This window comes from Moritella sp. 24 (assembly GCF_018219155.1).
Lineage (GTDB): Bacteria > Pseudomonadota > Gammaproteobacteria > Enterobacterales > Moritellaceae > Moritella.
In genome coordinates this window covers 3364100-3381866 of record NZ_CP056123.1, presented here as the reverse complement: position 1 = coordinate 3381866, position 17767 = coordinate 3364100, and the positions used below count along the sequence as shown (strand labels likewise).

Annotated in this window: 12 protein-coding genes; 5 read left to right on the top strand and 7 right to left on the bottom strand. The window is 39.3% G+C overall.

Annotated features, from left to right (window positions below; genetic code table 11):
* The first annotated feature begins 642 nt into the window (after positions 1 to 642).
* Positions 643 to 1632, top strand: coding sequence for a triacylglycerol lipase (locus tag HWV00_RS14980; RefSeq protein ID WP_211682549.1), 990 nt, complete (start codon positions 643 to 645; stop codon positions 1630 to 1632).
* A gap of 78 nt (positions 1633 to 1710) precedes the next feature.
* Positions 1711 to 2883 (top strand): lipase secretion chaperone, encoded by a 1173-nt coding sequence (locus HWV00_RS14975; protein WP_255554611.1) that lies wholly within the window; start codon positions 1711 to 1713, stop codon positions 2881 to 2883.
* Here the strand turns inward: HWV00_RS14975 and glgX are convergent.
* The 7 genes from glgX to HWV00_RS14940 form a co-directional block, all read right to left on the bottom strand.
* Positions 2839 to 4821, bottom strand: coding sequence for a glycogen debranching protein GlgX (gene glgX, locus HWV00_RS14970; RefSeq protein ID WP_211682547.1), 1983 nt, complete (start codon positions 4819 to 4821; stop codon positions 2839 to 2841). The genes HWV00_RS14975 and glgX overlap by 45 nt on opposite strands.
* A 401-nt stretch (positions 4822 to 5222) precedes the next feature.
* Positions 5223 to 5927, bottom strand: coding sequence for an EF-hand domain-containing protein (locus HWV00_RS14965; protein WP_211682546.1), 705 nt, complete (start codon positions 5925 to 5927; stop codon positions 5223 to 5225).
* Positions 5928 to 6072: 145 nt separating this feature from the next.
* A complete protein-coding gene (locus HWV00_RS14960) occupies positions 6073 to 6753 on the bottom strand; it encodes a response regulator (RefSeq protein WP_211682544.1) in 681 nt (226 codons plus the stop codon).
* Between the two features lie 3 nt (positions 6754 to 6756).
* Entirely contained in the window at positions 6757 to 8178 is a 1422-nt protein-coding gene (locus HWV00_RS14955; protein ID WP_211682542.1) for an ATP-binding protein, read from the bottom strand.
* A gap of 199 nt (positions 8179 to 8377) precedes the next feature.
* Positions 8378 to 11206: a hypothetical protein gene (locus HWV00_RS14950; protein ID WP_211682540.1), complete on the bottom strand. Its 2829-nt coding sequence runs from the start codon at positions 11204 to 11206 to the stop codon at positions 8378 to 8380.
* A 334-nt stretch (positions 11207 to 11540) separates the two neighbouring features.
* The gene (locus HWV00_RS14945; RefSeq protein ID WP_211682537.1) at positions 11541 to 12032 is read right to left on the bottom strand and encodes a hypothetical protein; all 492 of its coding nucleotides are present in this window, start codon (positions 12030 to 12032) and stop codon (positions 11541 to 11543) included.
* A gap of 9 nt (positions 12033 to 12041) precedes the next feature.
* Positions 12042 to 14165 (bottom strand): LruC domain-containing protein, encoded by a 2124-nt coding sequence (locus HWV00_RS14940; protein ID WP_211682535.1) that lies wholly within the window; start codon positions 14163 to 14165, stop codon positions 12042 to 12044.
* 332 nt (positions 14166 to 14497) lie between these two features.
* Here HWV00_RS14940 and HWV00_RS14935 point away from each other — a divergent pair, with 332 nt between their 5' ends.
* The 3 genes from HWV00_RS14935 to HWV00_RS14925 all read left to right on the top strand — a co-directional run bounded on the left by HWV00_RS14935 (position 14498) and on the right by HWV00_RS14925 (position 17719).
* Positions 14498 to 14827 carry a hypothetical protein gene (locus tag HWV00_RS14935; RefSeq protein WP_211682533.1) on the top strand — a complete coding sequence of 110 codons (330 nt, stop codon included), beginning with the start codon at positions 14498 to 14500 and terminating at the stop codon, positions 14825 to 14827.
* 376 nt (positions 14828 to 15203) lie between these two features.
* On the top strand, positions 15204 to 16484 hold the full coding sequence (lamB, locus tag HWV00_RS14930; protein ID WP_211682531.1) for a maltoporin LamB: 1281 nt from the start codon (positions 15204 to 15206) through the stop codon (positions 16482 to 16484).
* 296 nt (positions 16485 to 16780) lie between these two features.
* Positions 16781 to 17719: a hypothetical protein gene (locus HWV00_RS14925; protein WP_211682529.1), complete on the top strand. Its 939-nt coding sequence runs from the start codon at positions 16781 to 16783 to the stop codon at positions 17717 to 17719.
* Positions 17720 to 17767: the final 48 nt, after the last annotated feature.

Sequence of the window (17767 nt, the reverse complement as noted above, 5' to 3'; positions counted from 1 at the left end):
GATAGGTATTACTACAAATCAACGTCGCTTATCATTTTAAACCAGCAATCATATTGCTGGTTTTTTTTCGCCTGCTGTTTTTATTAAATAACATCGTTTAAAAATAGGGTAAATATACGCGAATATTAATGATAATTTAGTTACGTATAGTGGTTAAATCTGCTTTCAGTTTGAAGGTTGAAATGTTGTAAATTGCCAACTAAATTGAATAATTAAGTTAATTTTGTGGTTTTCCTTAGACGTTAGATATTATCTGAGTATGACCTATGTCTTATTTCTATAAATATGTTTATAGAAAATTGAACTTGTTTTTAAAATAAGCATTTAATAAAAATGTACTTATTTTACATGTGCTTATGAAAATATAAAAATTAATGATGCGATATTCGTTATGGCAATGATATTTTCTTATTTAGTTTTTAATGTCACCTTGAGTTATTTATATGCACTATAAATCTAAATTTACCCTGTAATCCGCATCTTTAGTTCTATTTTTTGTCTTATTATGATTAATTACGCTGCTTTGTTTTGTCTGGTTGTACCTGTTGTTTTTTTACGTTATAACTTTCCTGCACTCAAATCGAGACAGGTTGTCACTAACGGGTGCGCATTTTGCGATAACTCAAAAATAAAGGACTAGATATGTTAAAGAAAACTCGGACTTTCCTCTCTATCTTAGTTGGAACCTTGTGTTTCATCGTAGCACCTGTACAAGCTGATACATCGGGTAAAACTAAATACCCGGTCGTGTTAGTACATGGACTGGCTGGATTTGATAGTGTGTTAGCAGATTATTTTTATGGTGTTAAAGGGGCGTTAGCGGATGTTGGCGCGACAGACGTATATACACCACAAGTCAGTGGTTATGATACCAGTGAGGTACGTGGCGAGCAGTTGTTAAGCTACCTTGAAGAATTAAGAGCCATTACTGGCGCGGAAAAATTTAACTTGATAGGTCATTCTCAAGGTGGAATTGACTCACGTTATGTGGCATCGGTACGACCAGATATTGTCGCCTCGGTAACATCTGTAGGTTCTCCACATCGCGGTTCTGGTACTGCAGACTTAATTAAGGATTCACCACTCGAAGGCCCTGCTATGGCCATTGGTAATGCGGTTGCGAGCTTATTATCTATTGCGACAGGCAATAACGATAACCAAGCGAATGCGATGGGATCACTTGAAGCGTTGAACTCTAAAGATGCTGCTATTTTCAATGCGAAATATCCAGAAGGGTTAAGACAAGGTGAGTGTAAAGCAACGCCGAGTTATAACGCTGGATCGTGGTGGTGGCCAAACTGGGTTTATGATTACTCGGTTAATGATGGCGAGCATAACGTAAATGGCGTTTCGTATTACTCATGGGGCGGTACTTATAATCCATTATTGAACTCTAATGTGATTGACCTTGCTGATGGTTTATTGGCAGTGACTTATCTTACGATTAACGAATCGAATGATGGTGTTGTTGGACGCTGTTCGACACACTTAGGGCAAGTTATTCGTGATGATTACACTATGAACCATGCTGATGAAATCAATGGTATGTTTGGGTTACGTGGCTTAGGTAGCACCAGTCCATTACCTTTATATGCGGCACATGCTAAACGTTTAACAAGCGCTGGTTTGTAACTCCCTGTTCTGTTGAATGAGACGAAGTACTGTTAACTTATTACGGTACTTCGTTACGTGTCATATGGAGAACTTGTTATGCTACTAAAATTTATGTCACTAAAAGTTATGTCACTAAAACCGAAGTCTTTTATTACAATTACAGCATTCACATGTGCCATCGTACTTGCGGGTGTTTGGCTATTCTCAGATGAAAACAACGCTGATGTTCTTGTCGTTACTCCCTTGCCAGCTGTAGAGCAGCCGTCTACGTTGGAACAAGATATTTATCCCTTACCCTCACAAGACATTAATGCGATGGTTAACACCTCCGCTCACAATCGTGATCAACAAAATGATGTTAACGCAGAGCAAATCCCCCCTATACCAGTAAGATTACCAAGTTCGTTATTAGGGGCTACATTACCGCTCTCACTTGACGTTAGTGATGTTGGCGATTTGATTATTAATAAAAAAATTCAGCATTTATTCGACTTTTATCTGTCTGCAATGGGTGAAGAAAGTTTAGATGTTATTGTCGCCAGAATAAAACAGGCATTAACATCACAGTTGGTGGAACCTGCGCTTACTCAGGGCATCACGATATTAACGGGTTATTTGCAGTACCTTAATGAGGTTACTGCGATCAAGCAGCAATTTGAGCAAAGTATCGACCCCGCGACAGCAGGGGAATATGCACTTGAGAGTGTAATTCAAGTACGAGAGATGGTGTTGGATGCGCGTTCGACTTATTTAGAACTTGATGTTATCGCTGCTTTTTTTGGTCAAGCCGATGAATACGAAACTTATATGTTGAGTGTGGCAAGTATTAATCAAAACAGTGAATTAAGTACGGTAGAGAAACAAGCGGCTAAAGCTGAACTCGATACAACCGCACCTGAGTGGTTATTGGAACAACAGCGTAATGCTAACCAATTAAATGATTATCGAGAGCAGTATAAGGCGTTACAGTCGCAAGGAGCGAGCGAAACTGAATTACAGGATTTTACGCAGGAATCATTTGAACCAGAAGTGGCAGACAGATTAGCAAGGTTGGGTGAGGAGCGTCAGCAATGGCAGGTGAAGCTAAAAAACTACAGAGAAGAGCTTGCTGTTATTACTGCTAGCACAACTTATAATGAGAGTGATAGTCAGCAACAACAGCAAGAGATTGCACAATTACGCGAGGTTTATTTTACCTCGCAAGAAATTAAACGAGTCAGTGCATTAGATAGTATTAACAGCCGTAATAGTACGACCACTGCGTTGTAGGATTACCATTGAACGGCCAGAAAGCTGATAGTGGTCGTTTACATTTAAGGTTGCTAACTGCATCGAGCTGGTATCGCACACGCGGTGCCAGATAGGTGGTACATTAGGTAATTTAAAGTCGACAGCAACGTCTGCCTGATTGAATAATAATAATAATTCATCACCGTCTGAACCTAAACCTAGGTGTAGTCCTAGGCTTGTTTGATGCTCCCAGTCGTGTTGCTGCATGACGTCGCCATTACTGCAATACCAACTAATACGGTGATCATTACGGCCATCACCGGTAAAAGCATTAATGAAGGGCAGCATGTATTGCTTACGCATTTTTGCCATTTCACTTAACCAGTCTTGGAAGTCTTGCTTTACTTCATCTATTTCCCAGTTTAGCCAGCTAATGTCATTATCCTGGCAGTAAGCATTGTTGTTACCCCCTTGAGTATGAGACACAGTATCAGCCGCTAATATATGTGGAATACCAAAGCTGAACATTAAGGTTGTGATCAGGTTTCGTTTTTGTTTTTCACGAAAAGCGATAACAGCAAGGTCATCGGTATTACCTTCAATACCGCAATTGTATGAACGGTTATCTCCGTGACCATCTCGGTTGTTTTCACCGTTTGCGATATTGTGTTTATCATTGTAAGAAACTAAATCTTGTAGGGTAAAACCATCATGATAGGCAATGTAGTTCACAGGTAATTTATGTGGCCAGCGGCTGCCACTAAAAAAGTGGCGCGACCCCATTATGCGTGTGGCAAAATCTTTTAAATAACCATTATCACCACGCCAAAAACTACGTACTGTATCGCGAAATTTGTCATTACATTCATTCCAACCATCCGGAAAATAGCCTAGTTGATAACCATCAGGCCCAATGTCCCAAGGTTCTGCAATTAATTTACACTGTTGTAAAACAGGATCTTGCGCGACAGCGTGGAAAAAGGGAGCTTGCTGATTAAAGCGATCACCATTACGGCCGAGTGTCGCGGCTAAATCAAATCGGAAACCATCAATATGATATTCCGTTGCCCAATAACGTAGGCTGTCCATGACTAAATTAAGGCTAGCTTGATAGGTTAAATCGACACTGTTCCCACAACCCGTGTAGTTTCTAAGACCGTTCTCATCACGTAAATAATAGCGATGATCAAGGGCTTTTAGATTGAATGTAGGCCCATCTTGGCCACCTTCGGCTGTGTGATTGAATACCACATCAAGAATAACCTCAATACCGTGTTTGTGTAACTCTCGGACGGTGGACTTTAATTCGGTTACGGCATCATTTTTTGCAAAGCGTGGGTCTGGTGCCATAAAAGCAAGAGTGCTGTAGCCCCAATAATTTACACCTTGTTGATTTAATAGGTGTGGTTCGTGCATACACACAGCGACTGGTAAAATTTGTACGCTGGTAATGCCTTGTCGTTTTAATAATTCAATATTAACAGGATCGGCGAGGGCTTGATAAGTGCCCGGTTCAGCTGATGTTATTGCCGGATTTAATTGTGAAAACCCTTTAGCGTGTGTTTCGAGTAAGACTGTTTCTGTTAGTGGTACACTTGGTCGAGGCACATTTTGCCAATCAAAGGTGTTATCTGTCACCACTGCTTTTGGCATATGCCAGCTTTTTTCAGCATTATAAGGTGGTTGATAATAAGGTGCTTCACTCACGGCTTTGGCATAAGGGTCGAGTAATAGCCAATCTTGGCCGTCAATGTTGGTCGAGAATCCATATTCCTGACCGGCAACAATATTGCAGATAAAGATATGATGGATACCTGCGTATTTGTTTTCAATAGTGAAACTGCGTTGCGTCTTTCCATCAAACAATACCAACTGCAGACTGCTACAGTCTGGTGCATGTATCGCGAAATTACAGCCTTGCTTTGTTAAGTCGTTCGCTTGCTGTACGTGAGCACCAAGGGGATAAGGTTTTGACATAAATTCACTCTTCTACTTAATAAGATGTTATGCAAGTGCGCCCAATAAAAATATGTATGCACTGAACATCTCGTTTGTTAGCTAGGTCACATTTATAAATTAGCTTCATCTTATGTAATTCAGATAGTTAAAAGGAGCTTTTACACAAATAAACATGATCAAGTTAACACTATATTTCATATGGTCGTTTTAAATGTGTTAAATCCCTCCACTTAATATGGTTATTTACTTAAGTGGTATTATTAATGTGTATTTTATTAGGATAGAAAACGCAGAAATGATTAGCAGAGAGTAACGGGAAAAAGAGTATTAATGTGGGAAAGACAGGTTAAAAGGTGTTTATAAGCAGTCGGGGAGCAATGCTCCCCTTATTATATTTGGTTTATTCGTGTGGCATGTAATTAGCGGTTTTTATGCTGCTTTACTAATTCATCTTTTGAGATAAAACCATCATTATTTGTATCGAGTTTATCAAAGTGTTGGTTCATTTCGTCTTTTGATATTTTACCGTCATTATCAGTGTCCATTTTTTTGAACATATTGCCTTTATGGTGTTTGCCACGTTTTGGTAGTTCATCTTTGGTAATGAATCCGTCACCATTTGTATCTAATTTATCAAAGTTCTCAGCGAGGCGGCCTGTTGCTTCATCTCTTGAGATCTTACCATCATTGTTAGTGTCCATTTTTTTGAACATTTTACCTTTATGATGTTTACCTTTGTTTTTCATGTCAGATTTAGTGATGAAACCGTCGTTGTCGGTATCGATCTTATCGAAATTTTCGGCCAAGCGGCCTGTCGCTTCATCTTTTGAGATCTTACCGTCATTGTTGCTGTCCATCTCTGCAAACATCTTGCCTCTATGATGCTGCCCTTTTTTTGGTAAATCTTCTTTACTAACGAAACCATCGTTGTCGGTATCAAATTTATCAAAGTGTTCAGCTAAACGACCCGTTGCTTCATCTTTAGCAACTTTGCCATCTTGGTTGGTGTCCATTTGTTCAAAAGATACATGATTGCGTTGCTTGCTGTCGCTATCTGCATAAGCAAACGTAGTGGTTGTCATCGCTGTTAATAATGCGGCTGTAATAAAGAGTGTTTTTTTCATGATAAGCTCACTTTGTTGCTGTTGTTAGGACATACAAGGTTAACTCTGTGTGAGTTAACCTGTTGATGGAGTAACTATAAGCAACAAATGCGCAGGAATTATGGAGAAAATATGGAGATTCATCGTTATATTAAAAAATAGTCAATTATGCTCGTGTAAATCGATAACCAACACCATAAATAGATTTAATATATTCATTGTTCGGATTGGCATCTTGCAACTTTTTACGTAAGTTTTTGATGTGACTGTCAATGGTACGGTCGGTGACTAAACGGTTATCGGCATATATTTTTTGCATGAGTTGATCACGATTAAACACCTGTTCTGGGTGCTGATTAAAAAAGCTCAGTAAACGAAACTCAGCGGGTGTTAATGTTAACGCCTGCTCATTAAAAGTGACCTTCATTTGTTTATCATCAATGATGAGGCCATGTTGCGGTGGTGTCGATACTTCGACGGTTCGGCGCAATACATTTTTGATACGTGCGACGACTTCACGAGGGCTGTAAGGCTTACAGATATAATCATCCGCACCTAATTCTAATCCTAATAAGCGATCAATTTCATCTACGCGTGCAGTCGCCATGACGACAGGTACTTGGCTAAAAGTACGTAATTCACGGTAGATATCCAAACCATCACGATGAGGAAGCATGAGATCGAGAATAAGCAGGTCTGGTGTGTTTTGTTTCACCCAGTCAATAACCTCAAGGCCATTATCAATAATGTGAGTCTGAAATCCGGCTTGCGTGAGGTATTCACACAATACGATCGCCAGTGACGGTTCATCTTCAACCACTAGAATCGTTTTTGCTGAAATAGTCATGGATTAGCTGTCCTTAGTCGGGAGTGAGATGGTTATTTTAAGTCCACCAAGTGGAGAATGTTGCGCGCTAATATGGCCATTGTGCATATTGACGATATTTTGGCAAATAGATAAACCGAGTCCTGAACCGCCATTGGCACGGCTGCGAGATTTATCGACACGGTATAAACGTTCGAATAGTTTGGGTAGTGCTTCGTCGGGCACGGCTGGCGCACTGTCTTCAATCGTGAGTAAAATATTGTCGTTTGTTTGCTGTAAATTAATTTGTATTACGCCATCTTGATTGGTGTAGCGATAGCTATTTTCAAATAGGTTTCCGATTAGTTGAGCCAGTGATTTGGCATCGGCGTTTAATAATGCTGGCTGGTTATGATTGTATAAACGTTCTATCGCAATGTGTTTATCGGCTAAGCGAACTTCATTTTGATTCGAAATATTGTTAATGATATTGGTGATATCAACTGTGTGTGATGTGTCGATTAATACGCCACTGTCAGATTGTGACAATGAGTATAAGTCATCGACTAAGCGGGTGAGGGTGATTACTTGGCTATGTAATGATTTAATGTATTTAGGCTCAGGCTGACGAATACCATCTTCAATCGCTTCTATCTCACTAAGTAAAACGGCAATAGGGGTGCGTAGTTCGTGAGAAATATCTGATAGCCATTGCTCACGTGATAACTTTTGTGATTTAAGTGTTGTGGTGAGTAGGTTAAACGCCAAAGATAATTCAGCCAGTTCATCCTTACTTTTCACTTCAATTTGATAATCAAAATTACCATTGGATAATGACTTAGCCGCCTCGTGTAAACTTGTTAATGGTTTTAAAAAATGACGTACTAATAAGGCGGCAACGATAAATGAAAATAATGCTGCCCAAGCCGCGATCCAATAAAAATTATCGAGTTGTTGACGTAAAAAACGCTCTGCTAAATGGCCTTTAATATTTTCTCTTTGGAGAATGGATAACCAACCGATTTTTTGCCCATTCTGGGTTATCGCAACCTTAGTAACTTGTATGTTGGCATGTAAGCGGTTTAAATTTTTACGGTTGCCAATAATAGACCTACCGCTGTTATCTAATAAATTAAGACGGGATTCAAGTCGATTGTAATTGGATCTGGTTTTTCTTGAGGCCATTTCAGAAAAATCTTTTGGCTTTCTTGGGTGCTCTCCAATATTTCTTAATAGTTTGTCCCATAATTCGGGTTGCTGTTGTAGTTTTCGCCAACCTTTCTTGGGTGAATAATATTCACTGATATTTTCAGCCATGCTTTCAATTCGTTCTATTTCACTTTGATTCAGGTAACTTTGAAAACCATTTTGAAAACTATTGTTGATCAGTAATGCCATGCCAACCATCATCAGCATGCTGATGAGCATTAATGAGATAAACAATTTATGGAATATGGTTAAACGCATTTAAGTGACCTGTGGATGAGTGAATCAGGATCATTATATGTGTTTGCGGGTGATTCAGGGAAGTAAAATGTGATAGTAGCTGGATTGAGGTATTTTTGAATGGAAATAACAAGTCGCGGCCGAAGGTGTTATTTTCTAGCTGCGACTTGTTGGTATTATTAAAATTGTTTCTACCGTTAGATATTATGTTGGTTAACTTTTAGTGATACCAGTAATCGATAATTAATAAATCCATATCAGTATCAACATTTTCAACCTTCTGAGGGTAAGCATAAATCCCCCAGTTATAAGAATCCAGAGCATCTCTTTCTTCTACGTCACGTTTGGGCACATAAGCTGATATTTCAGTTGATTCTTCGTGTGTGGTGTAGACATTTTTAGCGACATCTTTCATGTGACGAATATCGATAGCGACAACACCTAGCACTGTATTCAACTCTGCGCCAGTGCCGCCTGTAAGGCTAAACGTATTGGTACTCTGTTTACCTTGGATAATGCTAAGTTCATGGCCACTGTCTTCAAAGTTGGCGCCATTTTCATCAGCCCATATCACGGGTTCTTCATTCATCCACATGTCGGAAAACTTCTCGAAGGGTGGGTAGGTCGATGGTACGCCAATGGTATGCTGGAAATAATCATTACGATTAAAACGTTTGAAAGATTCCTCTTCTGCAATACTTTCATTATATCGATTAATACCCATGACATGTAATATTGGTCGACGTGGCGTATAAACCTCCATTGTCTCACCAATGACATCGAGATCTGGTGCACCAATAATTTCATATTTATATATGTCATAAGGGGTTAGACTCATTAGCAACGCATCATCAACAAGACCAAAATCGATGGTATGTGTACCTGTTGTATAAGTGTAATTGTCTTGAACCCGCATTTGAGAACCTTTTAACATGCCTTTGAAAGCGACTTCGGCACCAAGACCAAATAGTTCAAACTTCACTTTTAGGCCTCCTTTATATTGAAATGAACTACCGCTACCACTGCCACTACCGTCACCTTTCGTTCCGGTATAGGCAATTGATATCTTGGTATCATCACCGTGAATTGACCCAGTATAGAAAGGAGGGTAAGCCATCGCACCATAAATGATAGGATCTGAAAACGCGACATAATGTTGGTCTTCGCCAAGGTAACTCAATTTAAGTCGTTGTCCTAAAAAATCCCCCATTACTGGGCGTGGGTAGTTTGACATGTAGTCTTGAGACTCAATGGTAAAGTCGTCATTGCTGCCGTCACTAGCGTATAACTTGGATGCGTCAAACAGGTTTATGTTGTTTTTGGTCAGATTGATTGGGAAGTTTCCGACTTCATCCATCATTTCATCTGAGACACTGAGTACATGCGAGAAAGCATTGCCGGAATGGAAGCGACGCTCATTGTCTGGTTTATCTTGTGTCACTTGATAAGGCATGACAAATAGTTCTTCACGTTCATCATCGGTAATGTCAGCTTCAGTGTCACCGTCGGCGCCTTCGATTTCCTCTTCTTGACGTAGTGTGAAATTACCTACAGCAAAGCTGGCAAATTTAAAGGTTGAGCCGGACGATAGTTGATTCGCCCAGCGGAAGATATTTGTGTCTACCATATGCAGGAATTTATGTGCACCAGGTTCATCCTCGCCCCAGTTATATTGTAGAACATGTCCTCCATACACGATAAGTTCGCCTTTAGTCCAGCCAAATGGGTCCCAGGTTGTGATCTCTGGGTATGTTTGACGAGAGTAATTCCAGTTGCCTTTATCTGCGGTGAAAAAGAAAGTTTGCTCGCTCCAGTCTCCACCTGCAAAGGGGTCGGAAGCTGAATTTGATGGGTCCCAATACACGACAGCTAGTTGATCCCATTCTTTGGTATCAAGATTAAGCAGATTCCAAGGGCCACCACCAATCACGATCTCATTAAGAGGATCGAGGTCGATGTTTGCAATAGTCACCGCTGTTGGGTTTACCTGTACGCGTTCATTGACATGGTTGCCGTAATATATATTTTCTAATTTACGTGTGTAGTAATTGGCAACAGTTCCGTTTGGATTAAGGTTGTATGCGCGTATATACGGTGTCGGCGTATTTACATCATCTTGATCTTGAAAAGAATAGGTCACGACAAGTTCATCGCGGTTATCACCGTCGATATCACCAGTGGCCAGAGATACTTTCTCAATATCAGTGGTATTTCGGCTTATATCTTCTGCGAGTTCGTAACCATATTTATAAGCATTACCATCAATCGCTCGCCATATCTTTACTTCACCACAAAATTGAGTAACAAGAACATCATCAATTAAGTCACCGTCGGTATCTGCTGTTTCCGTTTGGATCCAAGAGCAGGTGTTAGCATATTTTAACTTTCCGTTCAGTTTTGGAGATTTATTCGTGGTATACAGCGTGCGAGTATTTGTAAGCAGTTGATTGTCACCAGTGAAGTTATTACCGCGTGTGCTATCTTTTACTGCCACTATATTTACTTGTAGACGTTTTCCATAAGTATCTGAATTCTCGTAAAAGACATTGATTATCTCTTCTTGGTTATCACCATCAAGATCGCCCATTACTGTATCAAATACAACCATATCGTCTTTGTTGAAATCTTTGGTTTTAACATTGGATGTTAATTCCACTGGCGAGTTACTCGTTGGCATCCGGGTGTAAGGGGCAAAGGTATGGGTATTTTGACCATTATCCGATTTTCGGGGATGTAAAGAGTAGAGTAAATCCTGATGATGAGTAAAGATAATATCATACGTATAAGGTTGGTAGGCTGAGTCATATTCGTCAGCTGCAGGGTTGTAGGGCAGCGGTAGATTAGTTGGTTTCATTCCCCAGCTGTCTAATTTTTTAATATATTCATCATTATCAAAATCATCATTATTTTGAGTCATTTCTCCTGATGTTACTAACTTTTCGTATTCAGCAGCCGCATAGACGACTCGTTTACTTTCAGCCATTGCAGTGCTCGTGTTACTGAGTATCACTGCGGATACGAGTAAGCCAAGGCATGTTTTCATAGTCATTATTTTATTCCCTAAAAATAACCTATTTTTATAACCGTGGTGCCGAGCTAATTGATATTTGTCAGCGATGTATTTCAAAAGGGATAGTGACATGACAATGTTGCAGATTTGTTTAAATTGTTCTTATTTCGACAGAATATGGGTGATAAAAGAATATCGTTAAACACCTTTATATTTCATTGTGTTTAATGATGAAATAGAGGTTATTTATAAAATGAATAAGGGAAGGTTAAATGAGAAAACCACCAACAATAGATATTGTATGGTGGCTTCAAGTTTGGAGTAATCTTTGAGAGTGCTATACGTTGAAGTCGCAATATACTTTGAGAGAGTATTAATTAATTGCTAATTCAATCGGGCTATTTTGAACTGTTTCTTCATAATAACTCGTTGTGTCTTCGATATTTAAATTGATAACCTCAATTAATAATTTTCGTTGTTGGTTTAATAAGAACACTGCGCCGGAGTATTCGCATTGCTCTGAATATATTTGGACTACACGACTTCCTGCTGAAGGTGCGAATTTATTCCCCCCAGCTTTGTTGTATCGAGTGTATATATTGATATGGCATGAATCCTTTCCTTGTGATGTTATCGTTATTTGTTGTTGTTTCGCTGCTGTAAAATTGTGGTCTACAGGCGCTTCAATATCAGTCACTTTATTATTACTTCCTTCTGCTGTAATAAAGCTATCTTCATTAACTTCTAGTGCTTGTTTTGGGCCGTCAATTGCAGGTACGGACACATTGCCCGACGGCGAGTCACTTCCGCCACAAGCTGAAATGAAGACAATATTACAAAGTATGAGTGTTTGAATAAATTTCATGTTCTGCTCCTAATCGACGATTCTGTGGAAAACTGGATTATCAAACCAAAATTCATTAAAGGTACCGCCACTGGTAATAAACAGATTGAACTCTGGATAAGCTGACGAGATATCTATTGATTCAAGTGGCGCTTTCCATTCTGTATTACCAATTTCAACTGCCCAAGGTAAGTTATTTGAATTCCTGTATGTCGTTGTTGGTGGGTTTGAAACATCATCGAGAAGGCCGAAGTAATCCGTGCTACCTAAATCTGTTATTGGCATATCAGGTAAGTGAATTTCTAGATCTCGTCCTACAGGTCCACCAAAGAAGTCATTTCGATTGCGGTTTTCTGTCGCAAAGATAAATGGATTTAATGGCATTGCAGGCATACTCGCCACGTTAATAGGGGTGACCATCGGAATTTTTATTTCAAATGTAAAAGAACTGCTGTTCCCCATACAACCCGATTCAGTATTAAAATATTTATTCCCACAAGACGATACAAACGCACTTTTTAAGTTATCAGACACAACGACCACAGCATCGGTTTGATAGAGTTCTAGCACCCCTGTTGTTGGAGATACGACAGAGTTATAGTTCACTTGCAATGAACTCTCATCCACATTACTGCGTAGAATACCTGGTAGATGCACAGCAAAGCCGTTGAAATAAGTTGCGCCATAGTTGACTAACTGACCTTGGATATCAACGCGAGATACTTCATTATTTTTAATCGTTTGCACAACTCGGTAGTAGATAACGACATCATTAAAATCGTAATCTCCACGTTCCGGCCAGCGATCTTCATATGCAAGGGTGACAAAGTCATCTTCACTTGGATAGTAGACACTTGTCGTATTACCATTACTCACTTGAACGGGATAATCTTCGACTTCACCATTTGCATAACCACCAGTACTTGTTATGTTGTCTTGGTCACCGAGACGGAATCGAGCCCATGTGCTGCCGATCGCTGCGGTTGCTGGCACGGTTAACGTCAGGTTATGTAGATCTGACGTTAAATTTAGGTCATCAAATACATGTTCACCGGCATCTTCAAAATCACCGTCTTGATTCCAATCAATCCAGCCGTTGAAATAAGCACTTTCCTGACCGCCATTGATAATGGCCATTATTTGCGCATCTAAACCTGTAATGAGTGCGGTTTGAAACAAAATACCATCTTCATCAGAGAGGTTATCCGTGTCATCTGAATTAGGGAATAAATTGGCGTCACTTTCTGCATCAACTGTGTCGCCGAGTATATAGTTACTGTAGTCGGTGAGATGTCTCGCACCATTGACACCTAAGCTTGTTCCGTATGAATCTGGCGCATCACCATAATCTGTATCGGTTGATATAACAGGCGCATCTGAACAACGAGCACCATCATTACTGTTACTCGCATCGGCTTTTGCAAAGTACACTGATGCACCGGTAATATTATTCGGGTCGGTTATGTCTGTACGGTAAATATTACCGTCTTTATTACGTAGGAAATACAGATAACCCGCAGAGTCAAAATAAGCGGCACCAAATGCACTACCTGGTGAAGTGAAGCCTGTATTTGCTACATTAGTAGCAACACCTGTCGTTGGGTCTATTTGATATAGTTTCCCGCTTTTACCTTCGACCGCGTATATATTGCCATCTGTTGGATGAAAGGCAAAATCAGCAATTCTAATTGTTTTATTCGATCCTACGACTTTTGTTATGGTGAGATAGTCGGGAGCATTGCTGTCTAAATTAGTGTAATAGAGCCCAAGGTAGCGGCGGTAAAAATAAAATTTATTATCTTTAATGTCACCGACATAGAAATTATTGTTGGGTGGATTAGTAAAGTTTAATACAGTCGCTTTAAAGTCACTATCCAGCTTTACTAGCGCTAGTTTATTGCGGTCAAAACCATAGATATAATGGTCAGTGCTGTTGAAAGCAATCGCATTAATAGAATCAGCCCCTAAATCGTCGTCTGTTTGCAGCGTTGATACTAAGCCTGTGCTGAGGTCAACAGATTTGTAATGTGTAGCACCGTTCTTGTATTGGGATAAAAACGCTTCTGTAGGGCAATCATCAAAAGGAGCCGATACAGCGTCCAAACTATAAAGAAAGGTAGACATCAGCAATAGAGTCTTATACTTGCTATTCATAAGCAGTCCCTTGATTGTGAATTAGTTGTTAAGTTCAGTTAGTAACTTGTTATAGCATATTCTGTGCCAGTATTTTTATATAAAAGAAACATATGGTTACAATTATGTTATTTTTTCATGGTGTAAATATTTGCATTTTGAAAATGCAACATTCGCATTTTGCAATTATTTCTTCGCATTTTGCGAATGTTACAACTCGCTTATTAAGTCATTTTAATCAGGTTGTGATATTGTTTTTTTGTATAGATAATGACTTGATAGGCAGGCTAAAATGATAGATAGAATATTGAGTATAGTTTCATTTTTTAAGACAGAAGTGGTTTAAATTGATAATGAATAGAAAGCTGGCACTGCAACAAATAATAGCGTTTGGTGAACAACGAAATGAAGCCGTGATGGCGTTGGCTAAATATGGCAGGGAACCGGATTTTAAGGTTATTAAAGTCGGAGTACCTGAGTTGCAATATGTATTAAATAAATATGTGATAGGCGATATAACAGCTGACGATTTAGAGCTATGGGCTAATTTTATTGAGTGTCGTGACGAACTTGATTATAGCGCTATTGAGGGGTACATCTATGCGCTCGCTGACCCTGAGCAAATGGGGGATATAACGCTTGCTCATATAGAACGCATGATCATGGTGATAGCAGCTAATTAAGAAAGTTCACTTTGAAAATCAGGATTAATTTATGAATTATTGAGTTTGCTATCTAGGTCACATTTATAAAGGCGGGATTATTTCATGTAATTCAGGTAGTTAAATTACGATATTGGTACTTAAACATGATCTAGTTAACACTGTATTTCATATCAATTTTAATAAATCACGTAAATACGCCCTATTTCGGTGACCTTCCTCATAAAAACGACCTACCCACTATTTTCTCAGCCTTTTTCATCCTCCTTAAATTAACAGGGGGTGGAGGAGGTCGAATATTTTAAAAATCCTTACTATGAATTTGTCTTCGGGGCAGAGCCTATTTGGGTCATTGCCTCTAAAAATGAAACCAAACTCATTCAAGGATTTAGATTATATGAAAAACTTAAATCGTGTTGCGATTGCTGTATCTGCAGCCTTACTTTCTTCAGCCGCTGGCGCTGTTGATTTTAATGGTTACATGCGAGCTGGTACTGGATTAAGCGGTAATAATGGCGAAAATGTTAGTTTTGAGAAAAACAAAATTGGTCGTTTAGGTAATGAAAATGATCTTTATGCTGAGTTTGGTTTTCGTCAAGAGTTACCAAAAATCGAAGGGATGGAAGATCAGAAGTGGGTTGTTGATGCAATGATTGCACAAGGCAACTCTGGTAATAATGGTTGGGAAGATGGCGACTTCAACGTAGCGCAATTTAATGTGCAAGCGACAGGCCTGATTGCGAGCGATAAAGAAGCGACGATGTGGGCTGGTAAGCGTTATTACCAACGTAAAGATATTCATATTACCGATTTCTACTACTTGAATACATCTGGTGGTGCTGGTGGTGGTATTGAAAACTTAAGTGTTGGTCCTGGTAAATTATCAGCCGCTTGGATGTTAGATGACGGTAGCCAAAAAACAGATGAAGATGAATATGGCTACGTTCCTCATCCAACGGATCCTAATGGTGAACCTGTATGGGGAGTTATTGGTAAAAAATCAGAATCTGTAAATGGTCATATTTTTGATGTTCGCTATTCAGGTCTTAATTTATGGAACAATGCGACATTAGAAGTTGCAGCGGTATATAACTTTGCCAATGAAACGGAAGGCCAAACGGTGAAGGCTGATGATGGCGTGATGTTAACCGCTATTTTACAGCAAGGTTTAAGTAACGGTTTTAACCAAACGGTACTGCAATATGGTACTAGCTCTTACGGTACGCAAATGGCTGGGCTAGGTGGTGGTGCTTGGTTTGATCGTTCGGGTGAGCAGAATGATGCAACAGGTTATCGTGCGATTAACTGGGGTGTGATGATCTTTGGCGACAAGATTGAAGTTGGTCATCAGTTAATGTATGCCAATTCTGCTGATGTTGGTTTAGCGAAAGAAGAGCATGAGTTATTCAGTGCCGTGGTTCGTCCTATGTATAAGTGGAACCAGAATATGAAAACGATTGTTGAATTAGGTGTGTTCTCAGAATCAAAAGGTTCTGAAGATAAAGGCGGCAGCAAAGCGACAATCGCACAAGCATGGTCTATGGGCGAGAGTTTCTGGGCTAGACCTGAACTACGTGTATTCGCGTCATATATCACGGACGATGAAGGTACGACTCTAGGATCAAGTAAAGGCGATAGCGACTATACTATAGGTATGCAAGTTGAAGCTTGGTTCTAATACCTCGCGACGTCGAGCATAGTAGAAAAGCAAGATAGTTAAGGGGATTCATTTTTGTTTGCAGACAAAAACCCCTAATAATTAAAATGCCTAGCAGTGAAAGCTGTTAGGCTTTTTTTGTTTTATTAGCTATGAATATAGCGTTAATTTGTTCATTTAAGTTACATTTTATCGCTGTTTTTTATGTATGTTTATAGTTACTTAATTGTCATCACATCGTTACTCATCTGTGAGATTTAGCTGTGTGGCAGTCTGTTATTGTTAGTGTAACTTTTACGTATCAAAAAAGGTTACATATGAAACTTAAGCTATTATGCGCGCTACCTCTACTTGTTATTTCTGGTTGTGCTTATTTGCCGGATGATGAAATTGTCACGACTCAACTCGATACGCCTGAATCCATTTTACAAACAGAGAGAGGGTTATTTGTTACTAATGTAATCAATGGGGGAAGTAATGCTACAACGCTCGAACCTGGCGGTTATATAGCGTTAATTAATCATGATATTTCATTAGAGCCTATTTTACTTCCTAAATATTTAGATGGGGTCCAACTATATCATCCTAAGGGATTAGTAAAGGATACAAATAGTGACACTATTTTTGCTGTTGATGTCGACCAATTAGTTAAGATTGAACATGATGGGTCTAATTATCACTATACATCTTATGATTTAACGAATGTAGATCAGTCACGGTTTGATTCAAAAGGAACTGCAGATCTCACCATTATCGGAAATACTATTTTTATAGCTTCTTTCAATACACAAACGCTAATTAAATTGAATAAAAACTTTAAAGAGCCAGCTACTTTTGTTACCGATAATGCGGGTAATGATGTGATATCAAATTATCCTACTGGTTTGGTTTCTTTTAACGAAAATGGAACTGATTATATTTTTTCCGGAGATTTTCCTGGGGATAGCACCGGAAGACTGACTCGTTTTGAGGTTACATCTAATGGGGATTTTATTAACCCTTACGTGATCGCAAATACGGGGAATTATGATGGCTTATATGTAGACAACGATAAGTTATATGTTGGATTTTGGGGGAATGATGGTTCAGGTGATAGTAAGTCAGGTGCAGGTGTTCAGGTGTATGATTTAACACAGTCGAATGTACCGCTTTTGAATACAAACATTCAAGATGGACCGTCAGATGTAGCTGTGGTTGAAAATAAGTTGGTTGTATCTGATTTTTTAAATTCAGTGATTCTGAGATCAGAAAAATAGTTCGTTGTTGAATTTAGCCTCCTGTCGGAGGCTTTCTTAACTTAGACG

Coding starts and splice junctions, on each gene's coding strand:
- HWV00_RS14955 (WP_211682542.1), bottom strand. CDS start 8,178: ATGCGTTTAACCATATTCCATAAATTGTTTATCTCATTAATGCTCATC.
- HWV00_RS14950 (WP_211682540.1), bottom strand. CDS start 11,206: ATGACTATGAAAACATGCCTTGGCTTACTCGTATCCGCAGTGATACTC.
- HWV00_RS14925 (WP_211682529.1), top strand. CDS start 16,781: ATGAAACTTAAGCTATTATGCGCGCTACCTCTACTTGTTATTTCTGGT.
- HWV00_RS14945 (WP_211682537.1), bottom strand. CDS start 12,032: ATGAAATTTATTCAAACACTCATACTTTGTAATATTGTCTTCATTTCA.
- glgX (WP_211682547.1), bottom strand. CDS start 4,821: ATGTCAAAACCTTATCCCCTTGGTGCTCACGTACAGCAAGCGAACGAC.
- HWV00_RS14965 (WP_211682546.1), bottom strand. CDS start 5,927: ATGAAAAAAACACTCTTTATTACAGCCGCATTATTAACAGCGATGACA.
- lamB (WP_211682531.1), top strand. CDS start 15,204: ATGAAAAACTTAAATCGTGTTGCGATTGCTGTATCTGCAGCCTTACTT.
- HWV00_RS14960 (WP_211682544.1), bottom strand. CDS start 6,753: ATGACTATTTCAGCAAAAACGATTCTAGTGGTTGAAGATGAACCGTCA.
- HWV00_RS14935 (WP_211682533.1), top strand. CDS start 14,498: ATGAATAGAAAGCTGGCACTGCAACAAATAATAGCGTTTGGTGAACAA.
- HWV00_RS14980 (WP_211682549.1), top strand. CDS start 643: ATGTTAAAGAAAACTCGGACTTTCCTCTCTATCTTAGTTGGAACCTTG.
- HWV00_RS14975 (WP_255554611.1), top strand. CDS start 1,711: ATGCTACTAAAATTTATGTCACTAAAAGTTATGTCACTAAAACCGAAG.
- HWV00_RS14940 (WP_211682535.1), bottom strand. CDS start 14,165: ATGAATAGCAAGTATAAGACTCTATTGCTGATGTCTACCTTTCTTTAT.